The organism is uncultured Photobacterium sp., assembly GCF_947502415.1.
Lineage (GTDB): Bacteria > Pseudomonadota > Gammaproteobacteria > Enterobacterales > Vibrionaceae > Photobacterium.
In genome coordinates this window covers 59,955-80,558 of record NZ_CANMZV010000021.1, presented here as the reverse complement: position 1 = coordinate 80,558, position 20,604 = coordinate 59,955, and the positions used below count along the sequence as shown (strand labels likewise).

Genomic DNA, 20,604 nt, shown 5'->3' with positions numbered 1-20,604 from the left:
GCGTCCGGGAGGATTCGAACCTCCGACCGCCTGGTTCGTAGCCAGGTACTCTATCCAGCTGAGCTACGGACGCGCAGATAATCGTTGCAAGAAATGGCGGTGAAGGAGGGATTCGAACCCTCGATACGGGATAAACCGTATACTCCCTTAGCAGGGGAGCGCCTTCAGCCTCTCGGCCACCTCACCGTCTTGCGGGGGCTCATATTACTGCCAGCCGAAAATAAGTCAAACACTTTATCATGAAAAAATGACATTCACCGTGCGTACGCACACTTAATAGCCAATACGACAATTAATCCTACGTAAACACCACACTAACTTACTTATTTTCAATAAAGTGGCGTAATTCCCACTATGCGTACCAGTAAATCACAGGCACAAAAAAGGCCAGCAATTAATGGCCGACCTTCTTCGAATTAGTAGTTACCAGAACCTTGGGTGCCGGTTTCCTTTTCCGCTTGAATGCGCATGTAGATTTCTTCACGGTGTACAGATACTTCTTTTGGTGCATTTACACCAATGCGAACCTGGTTACCTTTAACGCCCAATACAGTCACAGTGACTTCATCACCGATCATTAGCGTTTCACCTACGCGACGTGTCAAAATTAGCATTCGGATGCTCCTTGAGTAATCTCAGTTTTATAAGAGTTTAACGTTTATTATCCAACAATATTTACGCCTCCATTAACGAATAGCGTAAATGGTCACTGCTCAAGAAACAGCGAGAAGTGGTCGATTATCCAGACTTTCCGGCTCAACCACAAACCTTTTGTGGACGATATTTACAGCTAATTGATGATCTTCCTCATTTATCAACAATGTGAGGCAACGAGTCGACCGTTTATACTGACGAACCAAAATCTCCCCCTCGACAAGCTCGGCCAAAATACTCTCGGCCTTACCTGACATATCATCCCCGACGACAGACAGGGTTGATACGGCAGCTACCTGGTGCATCTTTTTATCCAGCACAAGCCTTAGGCGTGCCAAATCGTCATTTGCTGTAACAAATTGCGTTAAATCTGCATTCACTGCCTTGCACCAACCAGTCATCCCAAACAGGTTCAATTGCTCCTGTAGTTCCGATAGCGGCATATCAATTTCTAGCAAAGTTTGCTGATTCTTAATTGCTATCCCAACTATATCTGATGCGGCAGAGCTGTCGAAACTGACCAGTGTCCCCTCTCCTTCTTCAAACGAAGAAAGAACCCTCAAAGGAACACGGTGTTGCTGTGCATATTCAACTGACTGTAATTGTAGCACTTTCGCACCATTTCGTGCCATCGACGTCATATCATCAAAATGAACAACCTCTAGGCGACGAGCTTGCGGCACTAAGCGCGGGTCTGTTGTATAGACACCATCAACATCCGTAAAAATCTGGCACTCGTCTGCATCCAGCGCGCCGGCAATAGCAACTGCCGTGGTGTCAGAGCCACCACGGCCAAGGGTCGTGATGTTATTGTTGCCATCACGCCCCTGAAACCCGGCCACGACAACAATGTTGCCCTGGTCGAGTAATGTAGTCAGATTATCGGTTTCTACCTGAATGATGCTGGCATTATTAAATGCATTATCCGTCCGGATAGTAACTTGATCTGCCGTCAAGGAAGTGGCATTAAACCCACGTTTGTTCAATGCCATAGCAAGCAACGCTATTGTTACCTGCTCCCCCGTTGACAGAAGTACGTCCAGCTCGCGCTGTGTTGGTACTTCATCAATCTGCTTAGCCAAACCAAGTAAGCGGTTCGTTTCACCAGCCATGGCCGAAACTACCACTACTATTTGATGACCTTGCTGGCGCGCCTTTATCACGCGCTCAGCGACTGCTTCAATGCGTTCGATACAACCTACCGAAGTACCACCAAATTTCTGCACTAATAGTGCCACTTCACCTCTCCAAGTATTCTTACAGTTTCTCGGACAACCAAGGAGTTACTGATTCCAGAGCAGCAGGAAGTGCAGCAGCATCCGTACCACCCGCCTGAGCCATGTCCGGACGACCGCCACCTTTACCGCCAACTTGCTGAGCAACCAGGTTAACCAACTCACCCGCTTTAACTTTGCCAGTCAAATCTTTGGTTACACCGGCAATCAAGCCAACTTTGTCGCCATTAACATTACCCAGTACGACAACACCGCTGCCCAGCTGGTTCTTCAGCTCGTCAACCATGCCACGTAGTGCTTTGTTGTCTGCACCGTCCAGCTTCGAAATCAATACTTTCACGCCATTGATCTCTTGTGCCTGATTGATAAGACCCGCACTTTCTTGCGCCGCCAGCTTATCTTTCAGTTGTTGGATTTCTTTCTCAAGTTGCTTACTGTGAGCAACCAACGCACTGACTTTCGTTGCTACTGAAGCTACATCTGATTTCACCAGGCTTGCTGTTTCAGCCAGCAATGCTTCCTGATCATGCAGAGCCGCAATTGCAGCCTCACCAGTTACCGCCTCAATTCGACGGATACCGGCAGCGATGCCACCTTCAGAAACAATCTTGAACAGGCCGATATCACCCGTATTCTTGGCATGGATACCACCACAAAGCTCGGTAGAGAATTCACCCATGCTCAATACACGAACTTCATCGTCATATTTTTCGCCAAACAGGGCCATAGCCCCCTTAGTTTTCGCAGCCTCGATATCCATGATGTCGGTATCGATAGAGTGGTTCAGACGGATCTGCTCGTTCACCACACTCTCAACTTCACGTAGTTGCTCTGGCTTCACCGCTTCTAGGTTAGAGAAGTCAAAACGCAGTGATTCTGGTTTAACCAAAGAACCTTTCTGCGCAACATGCTCACCCAGAAGGTTACGTAGTGCTGCATGCAACAGGTGCGTTGCAGAGTGGTTCAGGCTAATTGCCGCGCGGCGTGCCGCATCAACTGTCGCAGTCAGCTTGTCACCCACTTTCAGTGCACCTTCTGCCAGTGTACCTTTGTGGCCAATCGCAGCACCGAACTTCTGAGTATCAGCAACGTCGAATTTCACACCAGCAGCAGTCATTACACCGGTATCACCACACTGGCCACCTGACTCAGCATAGAAAGGAGTATTATTCAGTACCACAAGCGCTTCTTCACCTGCGCTGACGCTGTCTACTGCAGCACCGTCACGAAACAGAGCAACAACCTCACTTTCACCTTCCGCCACAGAGTAACCATTAAACTCAGTTGTCGCTTCAACTTTAATTGCATCGTTGTAGTCAACACCGAACTGGCCTGCTTCACGGGCGCGCTGGCGCTGGGCTTCCATTGCATCGTTGAAGCCTTCTTCATCGATAGAGAAACCACGTTCGCGAGCAACATCGTTAGTCAAGTCAGCAGGGAAACCGTAGGTGTCGTACAGTTTAAATACTGTTTCACCGTCCAGCACCTTGCCATCCAGGTTATCGAGAGCTTCGTTCAAAATTGTCATACCGCGGTCAAGAGTACGGCCGAAGTTCTCTTCTTCGATCTTCAGTACCTTCTCAACCATTTCCTGCTGCTTCTTCAGCTCAGTACCGGCTGTACCCATGATCTCAGCCAGAGGACCAACAAGTTTGTAGAAGAAAGCACCCTTCGCGCCCAGCTTGTTACCGTGACGAACTGCACGACGGATAATACGACGAAGTACGTAACCACGGCCTTCATTTGATGGCATTACACCATCAACAATCAGGTATGCACATGAACGGATGTGGTCGGCAACAACGCGTAGCGACTGGTTTGACAGATCATCATGACCAATAACTGCCGCCGCTTCTTTAATTAGCGTCTGGAAGATATCAATCTCGTAGTTCGAGTGAACACCCTGCATGATCGCCGCAATACGTTCGATACCCATACCGGTATCAACAGAAGGCTTTGGTAGCGGTTCCATCTTACCGTCGGCCTGACGGTTGAACTGCATAAATACGTTGTTCCAAATTTCGATGAAACGGTCACCATCTTCTTCCGGCGTACCAGGACGGCCACCCCAAATGTGCTCGCCGTGATCAAAGAAGATCTCAGTACACGGACCACAAGGACCAGTGTCACCCATCTGCCAGAAGTTATCTGACTCATAAGGCTTACCGCCTTTCTTGTCACCGATACGAACGATACGATCAGCTGGAATTCCTACTTCTTTATTCCAGATATCGAATGCTTCGTCATCAGTCTCATAGACAGTCACCAGCAGGCGGTCCTGAGGAAGCTTAAGCACGTCAGTCAGAAATTCCCACGCGTACTTGATCGCATCTTGCTTGAAATAATCACCGAAACTGAAATTACCCAGCATTTCGAAGAATGTATGGTGACGGGCTGTAAAACCTACATTTTCAAGGTCATTGTGCTTACCACCAGCACGTACACAGCGCTGAGCTGTAGTCGCTCGAGTGTAGCTGCGCTTTTCCATACCTAAAAATGTATCTTTAAACTGGTTCATACCTGCATTGGTAAACAACAGTGTTGGGTCGTTAGCAGGTACAAGAGAAGAGCTTTCTACGATCTGGTGACCTTTGCTCTCAAAAAACGCAAGATACGCACGGCGAATCTCATCAGTGCTCATGTACATTGGCAAATCCTGAATAAATGCTTTTATAAAACCGAAAACATCGCCCAAGAGCGATGATATGACCTATTCCTCTAAGAATTTTAGCGTCTTTGCTAGCACTTACAGCAATAGGTTTAAACGAATAAAATAAATTCTTTGGGGGCTATTGTAAAACAACGGCGGGGGATACGGGAAATGTTATGTTAAAAATTAACGCAATTTGTATTTTAACAAGCAGCCATAACACCAAATAGAGCTTCTGCTTCCATGAAAAAGTCCGCGAAACCGACAAAAAACAGGAAAAGCCGTTAATATTCATCCTCGGCATTCAACGCATACTGGATTTGCTCGAAATCAAATCCGCGATACTGCATAAACCGAAAACGGCGGGCTTTCTCTTTCGGTGTATCCATTTCGCTATTGCCAAACTTGCGCTGAGCAACATCACGGGCATGCTCAAACCAGTCAACCTCGACCTCGTCCATGGCCTGGCTGATAACCGTCGCATGAACCCCTTTCATCTTCATCTCCTGTTTGATCCGCAACGCTCCCCATCCTTTGCCAACCCCGTTTCGTACCATCATCGATGCATATCGGGCGTCGTCTAACCAATTATAGTCTTGGCAATAAGCGATGGCCGCGGCAACATCCTGCTCGCTGTAACCACGCCCCTTCAGTTTCTGGCAGAGTTCTTTCTCGGCATGATCACGACGCGACAGGTAACCAACAGCCGTTTCTTTGGCGCTTTGCTTTGGTGCTTGTTTTTTCATGTCCTTTACCTCGATATACAAAACGGGCCCTGTACTTTATCGTACAAGGCCCGCTTTGTTTGCCTCGCCCAAAGGGCAAGACAATATAATATTTTACCAGCTATCTGGAGAGCGAATTAGAACGCCTGATCTTCTTCGGCATCAGCCGCTTCAGCTTGCGCTTCTTCTGTTGCTGGTGCAGCTGTCGTCAACAGCAGCTCACGCAACTTCTTCTCAAGCTCTTCGGCAATTTCAGGGTGTTCACCCAGGTACTTACAAGCGTTCGCCTTACCTTGGCCAATCTTGTCACCCTGGTAGCTATACCATGCACCGGCCTTCTCAACCATTTTATGCTTCACGCCAAGATCAACAAGCTCACCCAGACGGTTAAAGCCCTGACCGTACAGGATCTGAGTTTCAGCCTGCTTGAACGGTGCTGCTACCTTATTCTTCACAACCTTGATGCGGGTTTCGTTACCAACCACCTCATCACCATCTTTAATAGCACCGGTACGGCGAATATCAAGACGTACTGAAGCGTAGAATTTCAGTGCATTACCACCGGTAGTGGTTTCAGGGTTGCCAAACATCACACCGATCTTCATACGGATCTGGTTGATGAAGATACACATACAGTTAGACGCTTTCAGGTTGCCGGTGATCTTACGCATCGCCTGCGAAAGCATACGAGCCTGCAGACCCATGTGGCTATCACCCATCTCGCCTTCAATCTCTGCCTTAGGCGTTAGTGCTGCCACGGAGTCAACAACCATAATGTCAACAGCACCAGAACGAGCCAGAGCATCCGCAATTTCCAGCGCCTGCTCACCGGTATCCGGCTGCGACACTAGCAGATTGTCGATATCAACACCCAGCTTCTGAGCGTAGATAGGATCCAGCGCATGCTCGGCATCAATGAAGGCACACGTCTTGCCTTGTTTTTGTGCCGCCGCGATAACTTCAAGTGTCAGCGTCGTTTTACCTGATGATTCAGGACCATAGATTTCAACGATACGCCCCATTGGTAAACCACCAGCACCAAGTGCGATATCAAGCGACAGGGAACCCGTAGATACGGTTTCAATATCCATTGTACGGTTATCGCCCAACTTCATGATGGAACCTTTACCGAACTGCTTTTCAATCTGGCCTAACGCTGCGGCAAGAGCCTTCTGTTTGTTGTCGTCCATTCGACTCTCCAACGGATGCTTAAAGTTAATAACGGAGGTTATCTGTGTATGAAGCCTAGTATACTGTCTATTCATACAGTGTCTAGCGCTGGATGAAAATTTTTTTGTCCCATGCCCATTCTCTGCAACAGGTCATTTCCACTCAGCCCAGCTGCTTCAAGCGCTGCAACATACCAGAGAGTGATTTTTCAATGGCCTGTTGTCTTACCGCATTGCGATCACCCTCAAAAAAACAGGTTTCGACGGCCATCCAGCCTGTTTTATCTGCCCAGGCAAAACAAACAGTGCCAACCGGCTTGGTCTCGCTGCCTCCTCCTGGCCCGGCGATCCCACTGATTGCAACACTAATATCAGCCAGCGAAGACTTCAGTGCTCCAGCCGCCATCTCCTTCACGACCGGCTCACTGACTGCACCATACCGATCCAGCGCTGCCTCTGATACACCCAGCATCTGCTGCTTGGCTTCATTACTGTAGGTAACAAACGCCCGGTCAAACCAACCGGAGCTGCCAGCAATATCGGTGATCGCGGTCGACACACCGCCGCCGGTACAAGATTCTGCAGTGGTCACCACCCAGCCTTTACGGGCAAGGACTTGCCCCAATGTCTGTGCCAATTGCATCAACTCGACTTCCTTATACTGATTATTTCTGCTGTCGCTACCTTACTCCCACCACTGGATTCCGGCAACTCAGCAATAGGAAGAAGAAGCCTTAAAAAACATAATTGCCCCTTTGCCGTCCTGCTCGATTCACGTATCCTAACCCTCCAGAAAATTTCCCGGTTTTATACCAATCGGAACAAGCAAGCAGGCAATATCGTGACAGTGAAAGGTTTAGAAAAGCACACCCCCATGATGCAGCAGTTTTTGAGGATCAAGGCCGAAAATCCTGATATTCTTCTGTTCTATCGGATGGGCGACTTCTACGAGCTATTTTTTGATGATGCGAAACAGGCCTCTCAGTTACTTGATATATCCCTGACCAAACGCGGCTCCTCCAATGGCCAGCCAATCCCAATGGCTGGTGTACCTTATCACGCTGTTGAAGGCTATTTGGCCAAACTGGTTCAGCAGGGGGTCTCGGTGGCGATCTGTGAGCAAATTGGCGATCCGGCTACCAGCAAAGGTCCGGTTGAGCGCAAGGTCGTCCGCATCGTAACCCCGGGAACCGTCAGTGATGAGGCACTACTTAACGAGCGTCACGATAACCTGATTGCAGCCATTTACCAAAACAGCAAAGGCTTTGGCTACGCAACACTGGATATCACCTCCGGTCGCTTTATGCTAACCGAGCCGGAAACCGAAGAAGCAATGCAAGCCGAGCTGCAGCGCACCTTCCCGGCTGAATTGCTGTACCCGGAAGACTTCGCACTACCGGGCTTAGTCCAGCCATTTAATGGCACTCGCCGCCGCCCTGTGTGGGAGTTTGAACTGGAAACTGCACGCCAGCAGCTGACGATGCAATTCGGCACCCGTGATCTGGTTGGCTTCGGCGTCGAAAATGCGGAACGCGGCCTGTGCGCCGCCGGCTGCCTGCTACAATATGTCAAAGACACCCAACGTACCGCCCTACCGCATATTCGTGCGATCACCCAGGATAACAAAGATCACGCCGTTGTTCTGGATGCTGCCACCCGTCGCAACTTGGAGCTGACCCAAAACCTGGCCGGCGGTTTTGATAACACGCTAGCATCTGTTCTTGACTATACTGCAACCCCTATGGGCAGCCGTCTGCTCAAACGCTGGCTACACCAGCCTATCCGCGATGCGCAGCAGCTCAACCACCGCCTGGATGCCATTTCAGCTTTCAAAGATACCGGAATGTTCACCGACATCGCCGGGGTACTACGCCACATGGGAGATCTGGAGCGTATCCTTGCCCGCTTGGCCCTGCGTTCAGCTCGCCCTCGAGATCTGGCCCGTATGCGGACCGCTTTGCAGCATTTGCCAGAACTGGCCGAACTACTGACCGAACTCAACCAGCCACGCATTGGTGAGCTAGCCCTATACGCCGCTCCAATGGACGAGCTATGCGAATTGCTGGAACGCGCAATTATCGAAAACCCACCGGTTGTGATCCGTGACGGTGGTGTATTAGCTCCGGGCTATAATGCTGAACTGGACGAATGGCGTGACCTGGCTGACGGTGCGACGAAGTACCTGGAAGAGCTGGAAGCCCGCGAACGCGAACACCATGACATCGATAGCCTGAAAGTCGGATTCAACCAGGTTCATGGCTTCTATATCCAAGTAAGCCGTGGGCAGAGCCACCTTGTCCCGAGCCACTACGTTCGTCGCCAAACCCTGAAGAATGCCGAACGTTATATTATTCCTGAGCTTAAAGAGCATGAAGACAAAGTCCTCAACTCTAAATCAAAAGCTCTGGGGCTAGAGAAAAAACTGTGGGAAGAACTGTTTGATCTGCTGCTGCCTCACCTAGAGCAGCTCCAGAACATCGCCAGCGCACTTTCCGAGCTGGATGTTTTGGCTAACCTGGCCGAGCGAGCTGATACCCTCAACTACTGCCGTCCGGAACTGAGCAAAGAAACCGGGATCGAAATCAGTGCTGGACGCCACCCGGTTGTCGAGCAGGTACTGAGCGAACCATTCATCGCTAACCCGATTTCCCTGCACAAAGATCGCCGTATGTTGGTGATCACCGGACCGAACATGGGTGGTAAGTCGACCTATATGCGTCAGACCGCGCTGATTGCCCTGATGGCCCATGTCGGCTCATTTGTACCGGCTGACTCGGTCAAGATCGGTCCGCTGGATCGTATCTTCACCCGTATAGGAGCCTCAGATGATCTAGCTTCCGGCCGCTCAACCTTCATGGTTGAAATGACCGAAACTGCCAATATCCTACATAATGCAACCGAAAGCAGCTTGGTGTTGATGGATGAAATTGGCCGTGGTACCAGTACCTATGACGGTCTGTCTCTAGCTTGGGCTAGTGCCGAGTGGCTTGCCGAAAAAATTGCGGCCATGACCCTGTTTGCCACCCATTACTTCGAATTAACTGAGCTACCTTCAATAATTGACGGCTTGGCAAATGTTCACCTCGATGCCGTTGAGCATGGTGATGAAATTGCCTTTATGCATGCCGTTCAAGAAGGTGCCGCCAGCAAGTCATACGGTCTGGCCGTAGCCAGCTTGGCCGGGGTTCCGAAATCGGTGATCAAACGCGCTAAACTCAAGCTTCAGCAACTTGAAGCCAGCGGCCACCAGCAGGCAACAGCTCCGGCCAGTATGGTTCCGAAAGCCGAACAGCAGCTGAGCCTGATCCCTGAGCCTAATGAGGTGGAAGAAGCCCTGGCTGGCCTTAATCCAGACGAGCTGACACCACGTCAGGCTCTAGATGAACTGTACAGACTGAAGGCATTGTTATAATTCAACAACAGCAGAAATAGAAAAAGGACGCATCTTGCGTCCTTTTTTATACCTGATAATCATTGAGTCAGTTCAGATGAACCGTATACTGTTATTGATTACAAATCCTGGTTAAACAAGGACTCAATATTTAGACCCTGGTGGGTCAGCATATCACGCAAACGCCGCAGTCCTTCTACTTGGATCTGACGGACACGCTCACGGGTCAGGCCAATTTCACGGCCGACATCTTCCAATGTCGAGGCTTCATAACCTAGCAAGCCAAAACGACGGGCCAGTACTTCACGCTGTTTCGGGTTCAGTTCCTGAAGCCAGGTTACAATCGATGTCTTGATATCATCATCTTGGGTTGAGGTTTCCGGACCGCCGCTCTTTTCATCCGGAATAATATCCAGCAACGCTTTCTCAGAGTCGCCGCCGATCGGATTATCAACCGAGCCAACACGCTCATTGAGGCGCAACATACGGTTCACATCCTCGACAGACTTATCAAGCTTCTGAGCAATATCTTCCGCAGTCGGTTCGTGATCCAGCTTTTGAGCTAACTCACGGGCAGTACGAAGGTAAACGTTCAGTTCTTTAACGACATGGATGGGTAGGCGAATAGTGCGGGTCTGGTTCATGATGGCCCGTTCTATGGTCTGACGGATCCACCAGGTCGCGTAAGTAGAAAAACGGAAACCGCGTTCAGGATCAAATTTTTCGACGGCACGGATCAGGCCAAGATTACCTTCCTCGACCAAATCCAGCAGGGCCAGTCCCCGGTTACTGTAACGACGGGAAATTTTAACCACTAATCGCAAGTTACTTTCAATCATGCGCTTGCGGGCAACGTCATCACCACGCAGGGCTCGGCGGGCATACAAAACTTCCTCTTCCGCGGTTAGAAGCGGAGAGAAACCAATTTCGCCCAGGTAAAGCTGTGTCGCATCAAGGGCTTTTTGCGTGGTCCCATATTGCGATATATCGACATCATCACGACTTGTTGTTTCTTCAGCCGATGTGGCTTTGGTCTCGATCTCAGCCGAGTCTAATTCCATATCGTCTTCAAAATCAAAGCCTTCGATATTTGTAGCAGTATTGCTTCTACTCATAGCGCCTCCCAGATGGCGAGTTAGCAAGACATTACAACTTCACTATGCCATGTTGTCTATTTCGGCAAGTACCTCAACGGGTTGACGGACTTACCTTTGTAACGGATCTCAAAATGCAGACGTACATTCTTGGTTCCGGAGCTTCCCATCGAAGCAATCTTCTGCCCCGCCTCGACCGTCTGCTTCTCCCTGACTAATACCTTGTCATTGTGCGCATAAGCACTGAGGTAATCCTCGCTATGCTTAATGATCACAAGGTTGCCATAACCGCGTAACGCATTACCTGCGTACACAACCACTCCTCCCGCAGATGCCTTAACCGCCTGCCCTCTTTGACCTGCAATGTCGATACCCTTGTTGCCGTTTTCGGCACTGGAGAATTTAGCAATGATTCGCCCTTTGGTAGGCCATGACCAACTGGCGACCTTGTTGGTATTACCTGCAGATTTTGTAACAACCTTGTTACTTTTTGAATTTTGAGCGTACTCTTTTGTCCGCTTGCGATCAACATTTTTATTGGCTGTTTTTTGTACAGACGTCTTTGGTTTGGGCTGGGGTTTAATGGCCGGCTTAGGTACTGGTTTGGGTTCCTGTTTCGGCTGCACCACCTTAGCTGCTGTTTTTACTGAGGGTTTAATGGCCGGCTTAGGTACTGATTTGGGTCCCTGTTTCGGCTGCACCACCTTCGCTGCTGTTTTTACTAAGGGTTTAATGGCCGGCTTAGGTACTGGTTTGGGTTCCGGCTTCGGCTGCGCCACCTTAGCTGCTGTTTTTACTGAGGGTTTAATGGCCGGCTTAGGTACTGGTTTGGGTTCCGGCTTCGGCTGCACCACCTTAGCTGCTGTTTTTACTGAGGGTTTAATGGCCGGCTTAGGTACTGGTTTGGGTTCCGGCTTCGACTGCACTACCTTAGCTGCTGTTTTTACTGAGGGTTTAACAACTGCAACCGTTCCGGCCTTACCATAAGCAGGGGCAACATATTTAGGTTTCCACAGCTGCAGCTTTTGTCCCGGAAAAATAGTATACGGATGGGAAAGTTTGTTAGCGGCAACAATATCTTTAACTTCACGACCAGTGATATATGAAATAAAATACAGAGTATCGCCTTTCTGTACCTCATAATAACTACCACGGTAACTACCCCGCTTGATACTTTCATAATCCTTGCCGATTGTTGTAACCGGTGCCGGAATGTGGCTAGAACAAGCCGACAGCAACAGACATGCTGCTACCGTCGTCATTCGCCATATAGCTGCTTTCTTCACCACCACGCTCATAGGAACTTACGCCAGCTCTCCTGCCACCAGAGGAACAAAGCGCACGGCTTCAACATCCTGGGAGATATATTGATCGCCTTGACGCATGATACACTTCAGTACCTGGAACTCTTCACCAACAGGAATGATCAAACGTCCGCCGTCAGCAAGCTGTGCCAACAACTCTGCCGGGATCTCACCAGCAGCAGCCGTCACAATAATAGCATCAAACGGCCCTTTGCCAGCCCAGCCTTGCCATCCATCACCATGCTTGGTGGAAATATTGTGCAAATCAAGTTGCTTAAAACGACGCTTGGCCTGCCACTGCAAGGCCTTGATCCGCTCAACCGAAAATACATGTTCGACAATATGAGCCAGTATGGCGGTCTGATAACCAGAACCCGTCCCAACCTCTAATACCCGAGAATCAGGGCGCAGTTCCAGCAGCTCCGTCATCTTGGCAACAATATAAGGCTGTGAAATAGTCTGCCCACTACCAATAGGCAAGGCATTGTTCTCATAAGCCTTATGAGATAAGGCTTCATCGATAAATAGCTCTCTGGGTACCGCTAACATCGCCTGTAATACTTTTTCGTCGCGAATACCCAGCTGATGCAAGAAAGTTACTAAGCGATGCCGTTCTTCCGCATAACGCATCCTTATTCTGTCTCCATATGTTTTACCCACTGTTCAATACCACCGATCGCATCATGCGCAGTCAAATCCACCTGCAATGGGGTAATCGATACCTGATTATGCTCAATGGCATAAAAATCAGTTCCCGGTCCGGCATCCTGACATGCTCCCGGAGGTCCAAGCCAATAAATTGCCTTGCCTCGCGGATCCTTCGCCTTTTCCATTTTTTCTGCCCGGTGGCGAGCCCCCAAGCGGGTTACTTGCCAATCTTGCAGTTCGGAATAAGGCACATCCGGAACATTGATATTCAATAGTTTATTGGTTGGTAAAGGATTGTCAGTCAACTGTCCAACCACATCTCGGATAACCTGCGCAGCCGTATCAAAATGGTTAGAGCCAACCAATGATACCGCAATCGCAGGCACCCCCAAAAAATGCCCTTCCGTCGCAGCAGCCACGGTTCCTGAATACAACACATCATCACCAAGATTAGCACCGTGATTAATCCCGGCAATGACAATATCTGGACGGTAATCCAACCACTCATTCAGGGCGAAGTGAACACAGTCAGTCGGCGTGCCCTCCACTGAAACCCGGTTATCCCCTTCTTCGCGAATGCGCAACGGATAATCCAGAGTCAGCGAGTTCGAAGCCCCGGAGCGGTTACGATCCGGTGCTACCACCGTTACTTCGGCAACCTCAGCAAGAACGGCCGCCAGTGTATTTATTCCTTCGGCAAAAATACCATCATCGTTACTGATCAGAATTCGCATGGTCCGCCATCCTCTAGCTCACGCTCTATCATAAGTTCACGTACCACCGCCGTTGCAAAGCAACCTGCCGGTAAAGCAAAAGAAACAATCACATCATTACCTTTCTGTTGCCATTCCATCTGCTGCGGCTTCAGCAGCAGCGGACGACGTTCATGACGCATCCGGTTATCACGGATCAACTTCAGCAACAGAGGCTCCTGCTCTGCTATACTCATCTCCATCGCTTCGGCATCAGCTGTTGTCGGCAAGGCGTTATCTCCCATCATAGGAGCGGTGATCGCTAACTCGCCATTATCAACCTTGGACTGTAGCTCCGGGATAATAAACTCAGCAATACAGTGTTCGGCTTCAGCCTGCAACCAGTCACCTGCCAGCACAGTATGAACCTTACCTTGCTCGATGCGAGCCGACAGCACCAGATTAAATAACCAAGAACGTGCTGCCGACAAATAGAAACTGCGTTTGCTCTTGTCTCGCACTCTAAACTCGTCATTACCCCAAGCCCGGGCTTTCACCACATTGTTACCATTATGGCCAAAACGCTGCTCACCAAAATAATTCGGTACGCCCTGCGACTTAACTTGCTCCAGACGGACAACAACATCATCCGGTTTATCCAGCTCACTCAGACGGAGCTGAAACCAGTTTCCGACCAAATCGCCCGGACGTAGTTTCTTGTCATGACGGGCCGTTTCCAGTACCTCAACACCCGGATGTTCAGCCACAAACTGAGTCAGATCTGGATCAGGTTTGCCCGGCAGGTGCACGCTCAGCCACTGCTCGGTAACAGCATGGCGGTCTTTGAGACCGGCCCAACTAACATCGCGGGATTTCACCCCACACGCTTTAGCCAGTTCGTTAACGACATATTTGGTATTTTCACCCGTTTTACGGATCTTCACCATGAAGTGTTCGCCAGTTCCGGCAAAATCAAAACCCAAAGATTCTTTAACCACAAAATGTTCAGGCTGGACTTTGATTCGCCCCTGACTGCTTGGTTTTCCGTATAACCAGCTAAAGTTGTCCATTACATCAGACATAGATACACCGTATGTTGGCAGCAATATAAACTGCAAAACCCAATACAGCAGGCCATGGCACGCCATACCGGGAAAAATTCATTATTGTTTATTAATTAAGACAACTGCCTCACAGGCAATGCCTTCTTTACGACCGGTAAAACCCAATCGCTCCGAGGTAGTGGCTTTGACATTGACGTTTTCAATATCGGTATCCAAATCCTCGGCAATGACCTGGCACATTGCATCAATATAAGGCGCCATTTTCGGAGCCTGAGCAATGATAGTGACATCAAGGTTACCCAGACGATAGCCTTTAGCCTTCACTTTACTATAGACATCACGCAACAAGAAACGGCTGTCGGCACCTTCCCACTCAGCATCTGTATCCGGGAAATGGCGACCGATATCGCCGGCGCCGATTGCACCGAGCAGGGCATCACAAACGGCATGCAATGCTACATCACCGTCAGAGTGAGCAATCAGCCCCTGCTCATAAGGAATAGCCACACCACCAATAATCACTGGTCCTTCACCACCGAATTTGTGTACATCAAAACCGTGTCCGATTCGCATCATGGCTGTTCCTTTGTCAATAGTTGTAGATAAAACTCAGCCAGGGCTAAATCTTCTGGCTGAGTTACTTTCAGGTTATCGGCTCGCCCTTTAACTAGAAGCGGCACAAAACCACAAAACTCAAGCGCAGAAGCCTCGTCAGTGATCACCGCCCCTTGCTCCAGCGCCTGATGCAGTGAATCACGCAACTGCTTAACCTTAAACATTTGAGGAGTCAGGGCATGCCAGAGATCATTTCGTTCGACAGTTTCAGCAATACCATTTTGCCCATTGCCGCGCTTCATGGTGTCACGCACTGGCGCTGCCAAGATTGCGCCACACTCACTTTGACGAGCTTCTAGGATCAATCGATCCAAATCTGCATAACGCAGGCAAGGACGTGCAGCATCATGCACCAGCACCCAACTATCTTCATTTTCGATAGCAGCAAGGCCGGCAAAAACAGAATCGGCACGCTCTGCTCCGCCGTCGACGACGGTAATACGTGGATCTCTGGCTAATGGCAAAGCGGAAAAATAAGGGTCAGTGTTGCTAATCGCAATAATCACCCGCTCAATCGCCGGATGCCGAAACAGGCGATCTATCGTATGTTCTAAAATTGTTTTTCCCGCAATCTGCAGGTATTGCTTCGGACGGTCTGCCGCTATTCGGCTACCAACGCCAGCAGCCGGCACTACTGCGGTGATCTTCTCGGTCATAGGTAAGGAATTCATTCAAAGTTTAAAGCGATACCAATTTCATTAAGCCAGCTCTGGAAAGAAAATCCAGCTATAAAAATTGGCCTAATCACCGACAATACGAAAAAAGGTTTCTCCCGGTTTTATCATCCCGAGCTCGTTACGTGCACGCTCTTCAACCGCTTCCTGACCACGATTCAAATCATGGATTTCAGCGTACATCTGGTTGTTCCGCTGCTTCAGCTCTGCATTGGCCTGCCGCTGTATCACAACATTTTCTTTCACCGCAAGGTAATCCATCATGCCATTTTTACCAAGCCAGAAATCATACTGAAGCCAACATAATACAGCCAGCAACGAGACGGTTAACAAACGCATGCAACTCCCCGTTCTTTCACGCGATTTTTTTACCCTGAGGTACTACTGGAAGCGCTATCAGATTGCAAAAAATATAATGCGCTTCGTTTATGAAATTGCAAGACGATAATAATCCCACAAAGCGCAAGGTGTGACTAGTTCCGAATACCAAACTACACAAGTTTTGTCGCATCAAAAATCCCGCTTTCCTGCAAAAAAAAACCGCCCCTTATAGAGGCGGTTCGTCATCTCGGGTGAGCAAGTTCACCCAAAAGTTAAGTTAGCAATTACGCTTGGCCTTTAACTTCTTTAAGACCGTTGAAAGGAGCACGCTCACCTAGTGCTTCTTCGATACGGATTAGCTGGTTGTACTTAGCAACACGGTCAGAACGGCTCATAGAACCAGTTTTGATCTGGCCAGCAGCAGTACCTACCGCTAGGTCAGCGATAGTTGCATCTTCAGTTTCACCAGAACGGTGAGAGATAACTGCAGTGTAACCAGCGTCTTTAGCCATCTTGATAGCAGCCAGAGTTTCAGTTAGAGAACCGATCTGGTTGAACTTGATAAGGATAGAGTTAGCAACGCCTTTCTCGATACCTTCAGCAAGGATCTTAGTGTTAGTAACGAATAGGTCGTCACCAACTAGCTGAAGCTTGTCGCCCATTAGTTCAGTCTGGTGTTTGAAACCAGTCCAGTCTGACTCGTCCAGGCCATCTTCGATAGAAACGATTGGGTACTGGTTAGCAAGATCTTGTAGGTAGAAGTTAAATTCTTCAGAAGTGAAGATTTTGCCTTCGCCTTTCATGTTGTAGTTGCCAGCTTCTTTGTCGTAAAACTCAGAAGCAGCACAGTCCATAGCAAGAGTCACGTCTTTACCCAGCTCGTAACCAGCAAGCTCTACAGCTTCCTTGATTGCAGCTAGAGCAGCAGCGTTAGATTCTAGGTTAGGAGCGAAACCACCTTCATCACCTACAGCAGTGTTCAGGCCTTTGCCTTTAAGTACTTTAGCTAGGTTGTGGAACACTTCAGCACCGATGCGTAGCGCTTCTTTAAGAGTCGCAGCACCAACTGGCTGAATCATGAATTCCTGGATGTCAACGTTGTTGTCAGCGTGCTCACCACCGTTGATGATGTTCATCATTGGTAGAGGCATTGAGAACTGGCCAGCAGTACCGTTTAGCTCAGCGATGTGCTCGTACAGAGGCATACCTTTAGCAGCTGCAGCAGCTTTAGCGTTTGCTAGAGATACAGCTAGGATTGCGTTTGCACCGAAGTTTGACTTGTTCTCAGTGCCGTCTAGGTCGATCATGATCTGATCGATGTCAGCTTGAGCTTTAGCGTCTTTACCTACTAGAGCTTCAGCGATTGGGCCGTTCACAGCTTCAACAGCTTTAAGAACACCTTTACCTAGGAAACGAGACTTGTCACCGTCGCGTAGCTCAAGAGCTTCACGAGAACCTGTTGATGCACCAGATGGTGCAGCAGCCATACCTACGAAACCGCCTTCTAGGTGAACTTCCGCTTCAACAGTTGGGTTACCACGAGAATCGATAATTTCACGACCTAGAACTTTAACGATCTTAGACATTGTGTTTCCTCTTGCTTTATCTTCAAATTAAAAGCTAAAAAAATAGCTGCAGCCATAACCGCCACAGCTATCAGTAATCCTTACTTAGTTAGCTCACCGCGCTGGTTGTCTCCAGCCGCTTTCACGAAGCCCTCAAATAGGGGGTGGCCATCGCGAGGCGTTGAGGTGAACTCAGGGTGGAACTGAGCAGCCACAAACCATGGGTGGTTCGGGATCTCGATAATTTCCACCAATTTCTTGTCTGCAGACAGACCAGAAATTTTCAGACCCGCTTTCTCTAGTTTAGGAAGCAGGTTGTTATTTACTTCATAGCGGTGACGGTGACGCTCATGAATTGTTGCATTACCGTATAGCTCACGCGCTTTAGAGCCTTCTTGCAGGTGACATAACTGAGAACCAAGACGCATTGTACCGCCAAGGTCAGATTTCTCACTACGCTCTTCAACTTTACCTTCGCTATCAACCCATTCTGTGATCAGGCCAACAACCGGGTTTTTAGTCTCAGGGTCGAACTCAGTTGAGTGCGCGCCTTCAAGACCTGCAACATTACGTGCGTAGTCAATCAGTGCTACCTGCATACCCAGGCAGATGCCCAGGTAAGGAATCTTGTTTTCACGTGCGTATTTCGCAGTCAGGATCTTACCTTCAACGCCACGGTTACCGAAGCCTCCTGGTACCAGGATTGCGTCTAAACCTTCCAGTACTTCAGTACCTTTAGACTCAACATCCTGTGAATCAACATACTTGATCTTCACAGACAGGCGGTTTTTCAGGCCAGCATGTTTCAGAGCTTCGTTCACAGACTTATAAGCATCAGGTAGTTCGATATACTTACCAACCATACCGATAGTTACTTCAGCAGTCGGGTTAGCTTCTTCGTAGATTACCTGCTCCCACTCAGCTAAGTTAGCTTCTGGCGCAGTAATGCCAAAACGCTTACATACAAGGTCATCAAGACCCTGAGCTTTAATAAGCTGCGGAATTTTGTAGATTGAATCTACGTCTTTCATCGAGATAACCGCTTTCTCAGGAACGTTACAGAACAGTGCAATCTTCGCACGCTCGTTCGCTGGGATCATACGGTCGCTACGACAGATCAATACGTCTGGCTGAATACCGATTGAAAGTAGTTCTTTAACTGAGTGCTGAGTCGGCTTGGTTTTCACTTCGCCAGCTGCTGCCAGGTAAGGAACCAGTGTCAGGTGCGTGAACATTGCACGGTCACGACCTAGTTCTACTGCTAGCTGACGGATAGCTTCCATAAACGGTAGTGACTCGATATCACCAACCGTACCACCAACTTCTACGATGGCCACATCATGGCCTTCTGCACCTGCGATCACACGCTCTTTAATTGCGTTTGTGATATGTGGGATAACCTGAATCGTTGCACCTAGATAGTCACCACGACGTTCTTTACGCAGTACGTCTTCATATACGCGGCCTGCAGTAAAGTTGTTGCGTTTAGTCATCTTGGTACGGATGAAACGCTCGTAGTGACCCAGGTCAAGATCGGTCTCTGCACCGTCTTCCGTAACGAATACTTCGCCGTGTTGAATTGGGCTCATTGTGCCTGGATCAACGTTAATGTAAGGGTCTAGCTTCATCATAGTCACTTTAAGACCACGTGCTTCTAGAATAGCTGCCAGAGATGCAGCAGCAATACCTTTACCTAGGGAGGAAACAACACCGCCCGTAACAAAAATGTAATTCGTTGTCATGTTTAACCTGGAAGATTGGTGTAGAGGATTAAAATGTATCTGGACGGGAAATTAGTATACCAGACACACTTTATCGCCACAACGTGAAAACTATCACAGCAGGATTGGTTTTTTTTTGTTTCAAATCAATTCTACCCAATAGCGTGAATATCGTTAGAACTATAAGTAACCAGCTGCTCATTCCTTACGCATAATAATTCGACGATCAACGCTCGTTACGCTTAACCTTCTCCCACTCTCGATCGAGCATTTCCAGCGAACAATCATCAAGGCACCTTCCTTTTTCTAGCACACTTTTTTCAACTTCGCGAAAACGACGCTCGAATTTCTTGTTCGCTCGCTGCAATGCCAACTCTGGTTTGACATGCAGGTGGCGGCTCAAGTTCACAGCCGCAAATAATAAATCCCCGATCTCTTCTTCAATCTTGTATTGATCCGGTGAGACCTGGATAACTTCATCCATCACTTCATCAATTTCTTCCCTGACCTTTTCAACAACCGGGCCAATCGTGTCCCAGTCAAAACCGTGCTTGGCACAGCGCTTCTGGATTTTATCGGCACGACTTAGTGCAGGTAATGCCTTCGGGATATTTGCAAGAATACTGGTATCCTCTCCCTTAGCCTCTCGCTCACGGGCTTTCTCCGCTTCCCAGTTAGCATTAATTGCCGCGTCATCAGCAAATTCAGTCTCACCAAAAACATGTGGGTGGCGACGTGTCAGTTTCTCGTTAATACCACTAACAACATCATCAAAATCAAACAGCCCCTGCTCTTTGCCCAGTTGACTGTAAAAAATGACCTGAAACAGCAAGTCCCCCAGTTCCTCTCGCACATCCACCCAGTTCTGCTGCTCAATAGCATCGGCGACTTCATACGCTTCTTCGATTGTGTGCGGCACTATGGTGGCAAAATTCTGTTTCAGATCCCACGGGCACCCTTTCTGCGGATCCCGCAAGGTTGCCATAATCTCAATCAGTTGTTCGATAGGTGTTTGCTGCTTGTCGTTCATTATGGGAGTTCTTTACGTTTCTCTATTCAAAAAAAAACGGGTAGCTGCTGCT

General features: G+C 48.9%; 17 protein-coding genes, 2 tRNA genes and 1 pseudogene. 1 reads left to right on the top strand and 19 read right to left on the bottom strand.

The window, feature by feature from the left end; translation table 11 throughout:
- The 8 genes from Q0852_RS18790 to pncC all read right to left on the bottom strand — a co-directional run bounded on the left by Q0852_RS18790 (position 1) and on the right by pncC (position 7,076).
- Positions 1-73, bottom strand: a tRNA-Arg gene (locus tag Q0852_RS18790).
- A gap of 21 nt (positions 74-94) precedes the next feature.
- A tRNA-Ser gene (locus Q0852_RS18785) sits at positions 95-186 on the bottom strand.
- A gap of 230 nt (positions 187-416) precedes the next feature.
- A complete protein-coding gene (csrA, locus tag Q0852_RS18780; RefSeq protein ID WP_036800069.1) occupies positions 417-614 on the bottom strand; it encodes a carbon storage regulator CsrA in 198 nt (65 codons plus the stop codon).
- 99 nt (positions 615-713) lie between these two features.
- Positions 714-1,892, bottom strand: a complete 1,179-nt coding sequence (locus tag Q0852_RS18775; RefSeq protein ID WP_299020620.1) for an aspartate kinase — start codon at positions 1,890-1,892, stop codon at positions 714-716.
- A gap of 19 nt (positions 1,893-1,911) precedes the next feature.
- Positions 1,912-4,536: an alanine--tRNA ligase gene (gene alaS, locus Q0852_RS18770; protein WP_299020617.1), complete on the bottom strand. Its 2,625-nt coding sequence runs from the start codon at positions 4,534-4,536 to the stop codon at positions 1,912-1,914.
- A 287-nt stretch (positions 4,537-4,823) separates the two neighbouring features.
- Entirely contained in the window at positions 4,824-5,285 is a 462-nt protein-coding gene (gene recX, locus Q0852_RS18765; protein WP_299020614.1) for a recombination regulator RecX, read from the bottom strand.
- Positions 5,286-5,401: 116 nt separating this feature from the next.
- Positions 5,402-6,454, bottom strand: coding sequence for a recombinase RecA (gene recA, locus Q0852_RS18760; RefSeq protein WP_299020612.1), 1,053 nt, complete (start codon positions 6,452-6,454; stop codon positions 5,402-5,404).
- A gap of 142 nt (positions 6,455-6,596) precedes the next feature.
- Positions 6,597-7,076, bottom strand: coding sequence for a nicotinamide-nucleotide amidase (gene pncC, locus Q0852_RS18755; protein WP_299020610.1), 480 nt, complete (start codon positions 7,074-7,076; stop codon positions 6,597-6,599).
- 198 nt (positions 7,077-7,274) lie between these two features.
- Here pncC and mutS point away from each other — a divergent pair, with 198 nt between their 5' ends.
- Positions 7,275-9,845 (top strand): DNA mismatch repair protein MutS, encoded by a 2,571-nt coding sequence (mutS, locus tag Q0852_RS18750; protein ID WP_299020607.1) that lies wholly within the window; start codon positions 7,275-7,277, stop codon positions 9,843-9,845.
- Between the two features lie 98 nt (positions 9,846-9,943).
- On the opposite strand, the gene rpoS is transcribed toward mutS, so the two are convergent.
- From rpoS to mazG, 11 genes and pseudogenes are all read right to left on the bottom strand, one after another.
- Positions 9,944-10,939 (bottom strand): RNA polymerase sigma factor RpoS, encoded by a 996-nt coding sequence (rpoS, locus tag Q0852_RS18745; RefSeq protein WP_299020604.1) that lies wholly within the window; start codon positions 10,937-10,939, stop codon positions 9,944-9,946.
- Between the two features lie 56 nt (positions 10,940-10,995).
- Positions 10,996-12,204 carry a peptidoglycan DD-metalloendopeptidase family protein gene (locus Q0852_RS18740; RefSeq protein WP_299020602.1) on the bottom strand — a complete coding sequence of 403 codons (1,209 nt, stop codon included), beginning with the start codon at positions 12,202-12,204 and terminating at the stop codon, positions 10,996-10,998.
- Between the two features lie 18 nt (positions 12,205-12,222).
- Positions 12,223-12,852 (bottom strand): protein-L-isoaspartate(D-aspartate) O-methyltransferase, encoded by a 630-nt coding sequence (locus Q0852_RS18735; RefSeq protein ID WP_367278170.1) that lies wholly within the window; start codon positions 12,850-12,852, stop codon positions 12,223-12,225.
- A gap of 2 nt (positions 12,853-12,854) precedes the next feature.
- Positions 12,855-13,604, bottom strand: coding sequence for a 5'/3'-nucleotidase SurE (gene surE, locus Q0852_RS18730; protein ID WP_299020600.1), 750 nt, complete (start codon positions 13,602-13,604; stop codon positions 12,855-12,857).
- Positions 13,585-14,644, bottom strand: a pseudogene (truD, locus tag Q0852_RS18725) (tRNA pseudouridine(13) synthase TruD). Before truD ends, surE begins: the two are co-directional and overlap by 20 nt.
- Positions 14,645-14,725: 81 nt before the next feature.
- A complete protein-coding gene (gene ispF, locus Q0852_RS18720; protein ID WP_299020634.1) occupies positions 14,726-15,199 on the bottom strand; it encodes a 2-C-methyl-D-erythritol 2,4-cyclodiphosphate synthase in 474 nt (157 codons plus the stop codon).
- Positions 15,199-15,897, bottom strand: coding sequence for a 2-C-methyl-D-erythritol 4-phosphate cytidylyltransferase (ispD, locus tag Q0852_RS18715; RefSeq protein WP_299020597.1), 699 nt, complete (start codon positions 15,895-15,897; stop codon positions 15,199-15,201). The genes ispF and ispD overlap by 1 nt, the downstream gene beginning before the upstream one ends.
- Before the next feature lie 84 nt (positions 15,898-15,981).
- The gene (gene ftsB / locus Q0852_RS18710; RefSeq protein ID WP_299020594.1) at positions 15,982-16,254 is read right to left on the bottom strand and encodes a cell division protein FtsB; all 273 of its coding nucleotides are present in this window, start codon (positions 16,252-16,254) and stop codon (positions 15,982-15,984) included.
- Positions 16,255-16,520: 266 nt separating this feature from the next.
- The gene (eno, locus tag Q0852_RS18705; protein ID WP_299020592.1) at positions 16,521-17,822 is read right to left on the bottom strand and encodes a phosphopyruvate hydratase; all 1,302 of its coding nucleotides are present in this window, start codon (positions 17,820-17,822) and stop codon (positions 16,521-16,523) included.
- Positions 17,823-17,902: 80 nt separating this feature from the next.
- On the bottom strand, positions 17,903-19,543 hold the full coding sequence (locus Q0852_RS18700; protein WP_299020591.1) for a CTP synthase: 1,641 nt from the start codon (positions 19,541-19,543) through the stop codon (positions 17,903-17,905).
- Between the two features lie 205 nt (positions 19,544-19,748).
- Entirely contained in the window at positions 19,749-20,552 is an 804-nt protein-coding gene (gene mazG / locus Q0852_RS18695) for a nucleoside triphosphate pyrophosphohydrolase (protein ID WP_299020589.1), read from the bottom strand.
- Positions 20,553-20,604 lie beyond the last annotated feature (52 nt).

Coding starts and splice junctions, on each gene's coding strand:
- alaS (WP_299020617.1), bottom strand. CDS start 4,536: ATGTACATGAGCACTGATGAGATTCGCCGTGCGTATCTTGCGTTTTTT.
- ispD (WP_299020597.1), bottom strand. CDS start 15,897: ATGACCGAGAAGATCACCGCAGTAGTGCCGGCTGCTGGCGTTGGTAGC.
- mazG (WP_299020589.1), bottom strand. CDS start 20,552: ATGAACGACAAGCAGCAAACACCTATCGAACAACTGATTGAGATTATG.
- Q0852_RS18700 (WP_299020591.1), bottom strand. CDS start 19,543: ATGACAACGAATTACATTTTTGTTACGGGCGGTGTTGTTTCCTCCCTA.
- Q0852_RS18735 (WP_367278170.1), bottom strand. CDS start 12,852: ATGCGTTATGCGGAAGAACGGCATCGCTTAGTAACTTTCTTGCATCAG.
- rpoS (WP_299020604.1), bottom strand. CDS start 10,939: ATGAGTAGAAGCAATACTGCTACAAATATCGAAGGCTTTGATTTTGAA.
- recX (WP_299020614.1), bottom strand. CDS start 5,285: ATGAAAAAACAAGCACCAAAGCAAAGCGCCAAAGAAACGGCTGTTGGT.
- ispF (WP_299020634.1), bottom strand. CDS start 15,199: ATGCGAATCGGACACGGTTTTGATGTACACAAATTCGGTGGTGAAGGA.
- surE (WP_299020600.1), bottom strand. CDS start 13,604: ATGCGAATTCTGATCAGTAACGATGATGGTATTTTTGCCGAAGGAATA.
- ftsB (WP_299020594.1), bottom strand. CDS start 16,254: ATGCGTTTGTTAACCGTCTCGTTGCTGGCTGTATTATGTTGGCTTCAG.
- eno (WP_299020592.1), bottom strand. CDS start 17,822: ATGTCTAAGATCGTTAAAGTTCTAGGTCGTGAAATTATCGATTCTCGT.
- recA (WP_299020612.1), bottom strand. CDS start 6,454: ATGGACGACAACAAACAGAAGGCTCTTGCCGCAGCGTTAGGCCAGATT.
- csrA (WP_036800069.1), bottom strand. CDS start 614: ATGCTAATTTTGACACGTCGCGTAGGTGAAACGCTAATGATCGGTGAT.
- pncC (WP_299020610.1), bottom strand. CDS start 7,076: ATGCAATTGGCACAGACATTGGGGCAAGTCCTTGCCCGTAAAGGCTGG.